9 protein-coding genes are annotated in these 5,620 nt (G+C 67.6%); 7 read left to right on the top strand and 2 right to left on the bottom strand.

Going from position 1 to position 5,620, the window contains the following annotated elements; genetic code table 11:
- The 6 genes from VGH85_13670 to VGH85_13645 form a co-directional block, all read left to right on the top strand.
- The coding region (locus VGH85_13670) for a dihydrofolate reductase family protein (protein HEY2174851.1) at window positions 1–440 on the top strand (440 nt) is incomplete at its 5' end.
- 17 nt (window positions 441–457) lie between these two features.
- Window positions 458–841, top strand: coding sequence for a PPOX class F420-dependent oxidoreductase (locus VGH85_13665; GenBank protein ID HEY2174850.1), 384 nt, complete (start codon window positions 458–460; stop codon window positions 839–841).
- A gap of 41 nt (window positions 842–882) precedes the next feature.
- The gene (locus tag VGH85_13660; protein HEY2174849.1) at window positions 883–1,374 is read left to right on the top strand and encodes an AAA family ATPase; all 492 of its coding nucleotides are present in this window, start codon (window positions 883–885) and stop codon (window positions 1,372–1,374) included.
- 246 nt (window positions 1,375–1,620) lie between these two features.
- On the top strand, window positions 1,621–1,980 hold the full coding sequence (locus tag VGH85_13655) for a hypothetical protein (GenBank protein ID HEY2174848.1): 360 nt from the start codon (window positions 1,621–1,623) through the stop codon (window positions 1,978–1,980).
- A 35-nt stretch (window positions 1,981–2,015) separates the two neighbouring features.
- Window positions 2,016–2,489: a GNAT family N-acetyltransferase gene (locus VGH85_13650; protein ID HEY2174847.1), complete on the top strand. Its 474-nt coding sequence runs from the start codon at window positions 2,016–2,018 to the stop codon at window positions 2,487–2,489.
- A gap of 30 nt (window positions 2,490–2,519) precedes the next feature.
- On the top strand, window positions 2,520–3,269 hold the full coding sequence (locus tag VGH85_13645; protein ID HEY2174846.1) for a transporter substrate-binding domain-containing protein: 750 nt from the start codon (window positions 2,520–2,522) through the stop codon (window positions 3,267–3,269).
- 31 nt (window positions 3,270–3,300) lie between these two features.
- Here VGH85_13645 and VGH85_13640 read toward each other — a convergent pair whose 3' ends face one another.
- Both VGH85_13640 and VGH85_13635 read right to left on the bottom strand, forming a co-directional pair.
- Window positions 3,301–4,185, bottom strand: a complete 885-nt coding sequence (locus VGH85_13640) for a hypothetical protein (GenBank protein HEY2174845.1) — start codon at window positions 4,183–4,185, stop codon at window positions 3,301–3,303.
- 28 nt (window positions 4,186–4,213) lie between these two features.
- Window positions 4,214–5,209, bottom strand: a complete 996-nt coding sequence (locus VGH85_13635) for a hypothetical protein (protein HEY2174844.1) — start codon at window positions 5,207–5,209, stop codon at window positions 4,214–4,216.
- 89 nt (window positions 5,210–5,298) lie between these two features.
- On the opposite strand from VGH85_13635, the gene VGH85_13630 reads away from it, so the two are divergent.
- The coding region (locus VGH85_13630) for a metalloregulator ArsR/SmtB family transcription factor (GenBank protein ID HEY2174843.1) at window positions 5,299–5,620 on the top strand (322 nt) is incomplete at its 3' end.

The raw sequence follows: 5,620 nt of genomic DNA, 5'->3' as shown, positions 1-5,620 counted from the left end.
TGAGCGAGCCCAGCGCCCGGGTCTTCGACTCTGTCGCCGGGCGCGTGGGCGCGGTCGTTGCGGGGCGCAAGACCTATGAGGACTCCGAACACTTCGGTGGGAAGGGCCCGCACCCGAGCGCCCGACTGGTCGTCCTCAGTCATCGGGCGGCGCCGGAGATCACCGAGCAGCAGACCCTCGTCACCACCGGCATCGAGGACGCGGTCGCGGCCGCTCGCGAGGCCGCCGGCGACAAGGACGTCGCCCTCATGGGCGGCGGCGCACTCACCGAAGGGTTGAAGGCAGGGCTCGTCGACGAAGTGATACTGCATCAGGTGCCGGTCCTGCTCGGCGGCGGACGACCCTTCTTCCAGACGCTTCCCGGGCACGTGCAGCTCCGCCTCGTCGACGTCGTCCCGGCGCCCGGTGTCACCCACCTCCACTACGAGATCGCACGATGACCGTGAGGAGAACAGAGATGCTCGATCCCGACGTACGCCGAGTCCTCGATGGCACCTCGCTGGCCCACCTGGCCACGGTTCTGCCCGACGGATCGCCCCACAGCGTCCCGCTGTGGGTCGCCACGCACCGCGACCAGATCGTTTTCCTGACCGGCCCGGGCTCGCGCAAGGCCCGTAACCTGCGCCGGGACCCGCGCGTGGCGCTGTCCCTGACGCCGGCCGACAACCCGTTCCAGCCGGTCATCGTCCGTGGCCGGGTCGTCGAATGGCTCGATGGCGACGCGGCCTGGGAGGTCATCGACCAGATCTCGATGAAATATGTCGGTGCGCCCTACTCCCGAGCAGAGGAACGCGTCGTCGGCGTCATCGAGCCTGAACGGCAGACCGTCGGCGTCAGCTGATCCGGGGGAGTGCAGGCTCCTGCTCTATCGTCCGCGTAGTGATGGTGCAGATCGACGGCCTTTCGGGGACCGGTAAGACGACACTCGCCGCAGAACTGACGCGGCAGGGCTACCGTGCCGTCGACTCAGACGCAATGTTCGCCTACTTTGCCGACCCGGTGACCGGCTTGCCGACCGAGGTCGAGACTCGAGCGAACTGGATGTGGGACAGCCAAAAGCTACGGGCTTTTGCCCTGGCGTCTCGTGACGCGTCCGTATTCATCTGTGGCGGAGCAATGAACCAGGATGATTTCCGAGATTTATTTGCCAAACGATTCACGTTGCGTGTCGATAACGACACGATGCGAGAAAGACTTCTCTCTCGAACCAACAATTGCTTTGGGCAGAGCCCGGAAGAACTCGCTGAGCAGCTCGAGCTGAATACCGACGTCGTGGAAGACGCTAAGCGCATCGGATCGATCGTCATCGATGCGACAAGGCCCATCGACGAAGTCGCGGACGACATTGTGCGGACGGCACTCTCACGGCCATGATCGCGGGGCCGGGCGACGCGGGTCGAGGCATCCCGGTCGCCGAGCGCGCCAAGCGGGAGCCCCACGGTTCATAGGCTGCAACCACCGTTATCTCCAACGCCGATAATGAGCATTATGTCAAGTAGGAGAGATCCCGTCCCGTGTTGAGGACGGGATGACGGCCACGAGGGGGTCCCCCGTGCGTGTCCTGCCGCTCAGCCGGATACGACGTTGACGGAAGCCCAGGGAGTTCTGTGGACTCTGAACATGGCGGTGATCGAGGACGTTCGAGCGCTGGGCGCAGAGTTGGAGCGCTCCTACCACGCGTACGTTCACGGGAGGTTGAAGTTCCGCGTCGGTCAGATCGTCTACGTGGCGTTCTCCCTCGACGAGAAGGTGATGGGTTTCGCCTTCCCGAAGGAGGAGCGGGCGGCGTTCGTCGCGGGCGATCCACGCAAGTTCCAGATGCCATCGGCGTCGGATCTGCGCTTCAACTGGGTCGACTCAGATCTTGAGTCACTGGAACCCACCGAGGCCCGCGAGCTCGTCGTCGACGCTTGGCGCATGGTCGTCCCCAAGAAGCTCTCTCGCGCCTACGATCTCGCGTACCCCAACGGCCCGGGTTAGCGATGGCGTGAACCAGCTCCTGAGAGGTGACGCACATGCCCGAGGTCGTATTACCGCTGACGGTTCGAGATCTGACCGTGCCGGATCTGCCGGCGTGTGCCTGGGCCGGATCCGGCGTCGCCAGATCACTGGAACGCGCCGGGACCGGTGAGGTCGACTATCTCGCGGTCTGCCCACCGTCCGGACTGCCGGTCGCGTTGGGTGGGGTCGACTACACGTTGACCTCCGGCGCCGGGACGCTGTGGCAGCTGTCGGTGCACGAGTCGCTGCGGTCGTGCGGGATCGGCACGATCCTCGTTCAGGCTGCGGAGCAGCGGATCCGTGCCCGCGGTCTGAACCGGGCTGAGTTGGGCGTGGACGAAAACTACCCGCGGCCGCGCGCTCTGTATGAGCGGCTCGGTTACGTCGCGCACGGCCGCGAGCCCGGCTCATGGGATCAGGAGGCTCCGGACGGCTCCATCACCCGTTACGAAACGATGATCACGCTGATGCACAAGCCGCTGCCATAGTTGCCGGCCGACCGCTCCCCCGGTGCACCTATGCTCGCCGACATGGCGCTCCCCTCCGAATCTCTCGTCCGCGCGTTTGCTCCCGTCGGCCGGCTCCGTGCCTCCATCAACCTGGGCAACCCGATCCTCGCGCATCGTGATGCGGCCACCGGCGAGGCCGGCGGTGTCTCGGTCGATCTGGCGCGGGCGCTCGGGCGGGAGCTCGATCTCGAGGTCGAGTTGGTCTTGTTCGAGAAGGCCATGCTCTCGGTGGATGCCGTGCGGAGCGAGAAGGCCGACGTCGGCTTCTTCGCGGTGGATCCGGCGCGCAGCGACGGTCTGCGCTTCACCGCGCCGTACGTGCTGATCGAGGGCAGTTATCTAGTGCCCGACCGCTCCCCCATGCACGACAACGCCGACGTGGATGACGCCCGGAACCGGGTAGCGGTCGGACAGGGCAGCGCCTATGACCTCTTCCTCTCGCGCGAGCTTCAGGCGGCGCAGGTCGAGCGCGTGGCCAATGCGCCTGCGGTGCTACAGGCGCTGAAGACCGGCCAGGTCGAGGTGGCGGCCGGCATTCGCCAGCTGCTGGAGGGCTGGGCCGGCGACGATCCGTCGTTGCGCATGCTGCCCGGCCGGTTCATGGTGATCCAGCAGGCGATGGGTCTGCCGGCCGGACGCGGTGACGCCGCCGCAGAGGCGCTGGCGGAATTCGTCGAACGCAGCAAGTCCACCGGATTCGTCGCCGAAGCACTGGCGCGACACGGCATCGAGGGCGCCTCCGTCGCACCGGCTGGTTAGCCTCTCCCCTGGTTTCCAGCGGCAAACATGGTCACAGGGCGGTGGTCCGCAGTATGGCGACGGCCTGGATTGTCGCGTAGCCACGCCACTCCAGGGCTGCGGCAGGGCTGTACGTCGGGTAGTCCACGGTCCATCCGCCGTCGGGCTGCTGTTGGCGGGCCAGCCGGTCGAGGTCCGCCGCGATGGCGTCCTTCGGGAACGACGCACGCGAGGGCGCATCCGCATACGGGGTGAAGTCCAGGAGGTGCAGCGCCTCTCCCTCCGCGCCTCCGGCCACGGGAGTCGGGCCGTCGCTGACCACGTGGCGGGTGAGCCGGTCGAGCACCGGGTGGGCGCGGGGGTCGGCGTCGGCCACCGCGTCGAGGAAATGCATCGCGAACATCAGCTCGTAGGCGTGCAGAGTCTCGACGGTCGGATCGATCGCGTCCAGGCAGTAGGCCGTGGCGGCAACGAGCCACGGATGTCCCGCGATGTCAGGACGGTGCCGCGCGAGCCGGTGAGCTCGAGCCGCCAGCTGCGTCGTCATCTGCAGCGACGACGTCGTCGTATCGGCATCCACCCAGTGCGACGCGTTCCCCGCGGTGTCGGAATATGGGAGGCCGAAGGGCATGCCACCGTCGGGGAGTGTGTGGCCCGCGAGCCAGTCGCACAGCTCCACCGGACGCTGACTCTTCGTGTCGCGGACCTCGGCGAAGATCTCGAGGGCGTGCATGGCCGCCACCGGCTGGCTCGTCGCCGACCGCTGGTCGGGTTCCAGCGCCCACCCGTAGCCCATGTCGGGGTTGCGATAAGCGTCGAGCGCGGCAAGCACGTCGTCCGGCGATCCCTCGCCCAGCAGCAGGCTCAGCCGGCGTCTTTCGAGAATTCGTGCGTGGGTGGCCACGAACGTGACCGCGGCGTCGAGATCCATATCCATGCCGGCATCCTTGCAAAGAGGTCCGACATCAATTGGCCGCGTAGGTGTCGAGGTCGGTCGGTACGGCGGAAACGTCGAGGTCGGAGCGCAGGCGGAGGAAGCGGAGCCCGTGCCGCCATCGGTCGCCGTGGATGGCGACGTCGACGCGGATCTCGGCGACCACGGTCGGGTCGACGCGGATGTAATCGGTCGGCCGGCCGGCACTCCCCCACCCGCCGGGCAACATCTCCGGCCACGGGTGAGTCGCCTGAGCACGCGTGAGTACGGCGCCGACGGCGGCCGAGTCGGCGGCGTGCAGCGGTACGGTCCGCCCGGCCACGATGAGCTCACCCGACTCCGAGGCATAACGACCGACGATCAGCTCGGCAGGACGGTCGAGCCCGCCCGTCACGCCGCCGATGATCGCCTCGGTGCTGGCGTAGTGCTTCACCTTGCGCCATACCGACCGGTCCCCCGCCCGGTACCGCGAGGTGGCGGGTTTGATCATGATCCCCTCGACTCCCACCGGGGCGAGGTCGTCGTACCAAGCCCGTGCGGTGTCGAGGTCGTCGGTCTGCAGCCCGAGCGCGAGCGCGGATGCCCCGGGTACGTCGGCGAAGAGGTCCTCCAGCACCTTCCGCCTCCGCATGAGCGGCTCCCCCACCATGTCGCGGCCGGCGACGCGGAGGACGTCGAAGCAGATCAGATGACACGGCTCCTCGGCGGCCAGTTGCGCGATCGCGGCCCGGGCCGTGGTGTTGCGGTGCTGCAACGCCCCGAAATCGAGCCGCCCCTCCCCCGACCAGCGCACGATCTCCCCGTCGACGACGGTGTCGGCCGGCAGCACGGCGTGCACCGCCGCCACGACCTCGGGAAATCCTCGTTTCAGCGACTTCCCACGCCGCGATACCAGATCGATGCCACCGTTCCGGTCGATGATTGCGAGGGCGCGGAATCCGTCCCACTTCGGTTCGAAAAGCAGCCCCGCGGCTCCGCTCCCCGCCGGGAGCCGGTCGATCTGCCGCGCAAGCATCGGCTCCACCACACCGCCGACCCTAGGGCCCGGGGCGCTCCGGTCCCGAATACTTAGGCAACTGCTTGACTTTGGGTCGCCGCCGCCGTTTACTTAGGCATGTGCCTAACCAAGAGTCGTCGTTGGATCGCATCTTCGGTGCGCTGAGCAACGAGACCCGACGCCAGATCGTGGCTCGGCTGGTTCGTTCACCCGCGTCGGTCGGCGAATTGGCATCGCCGTTGGCGATGTCGCTGCCGTCGGTGATGCAGCACCTGCAGGTGCTACAGGACTGCGGGCTGGTGACGACTCGCAAGGTCGGGCGGATCCGCACCTGCTCGGTCGAGCCGGAAGCGTTGCGATCGGTCGAGACGTGGCTCGCGGATCAGCGCACGGTCTGGGAGCGCCGGCTGGACCGGCTCGGCGACCTCCTCGGCGAGGCCA

It is taken from the genome of Mycobacteriales bacterium (genome assembly GCA_036497565.1).
Lineage (GTDB): Bacteria > Actinomycetota > Actinomycetes > Mycobacteriales > QHCD01 > DASXJE01.
This window is presented reverse-complemented; position numbering and strand designations above follow the sequence as displayed.

Excerpts from the sequence above, each read along its gene's own strand:
- VGH85_13665 (HEY2174850.1), top strand. The coding sequence starts at position 458 with ATGCTCGATCCCGACGTACGCCGAGTCCTCGATGGCACCTCGCTGGCC.
- VGH85_13655 (HEY2174848.1), top strand. The coding sequence starts at position 1,621 with ATGGCGGTGATCGAGGACGTTCGAGCGCTGGGCGCAGAGTTGGAGCGC.
- VGH85_13660 (HEY2174849.1), top strand. The coding sequence starts at position 883 with ATGGTGCAGATCGACGGCCTTTCGGGGACCGGTAAGACGACACTCGCC.
- VGH85_13645 (HEY2174846.1), top strand. The coding sequence starts at position 2,520 with ATGCTCGCCGACATGGCGCTCCCCTCCGAATCTCTCGTCCGCGCGTTT.
- VGH85_13650 (HEY2174847.1), top strand. The coding sequence starts at position 2,016 with ATGCCCGAGGTCGTATTACCGCTGACGGTTCGAGATCTGACCGTGCCG.
- VGH85_13640 (HEY2174845.1), bottom strand. The coding sequence starts at position 4,185 with ATGGATATGGATCTCGACGCCGCGGTCACGTTCGTGGCCACCCACGCA.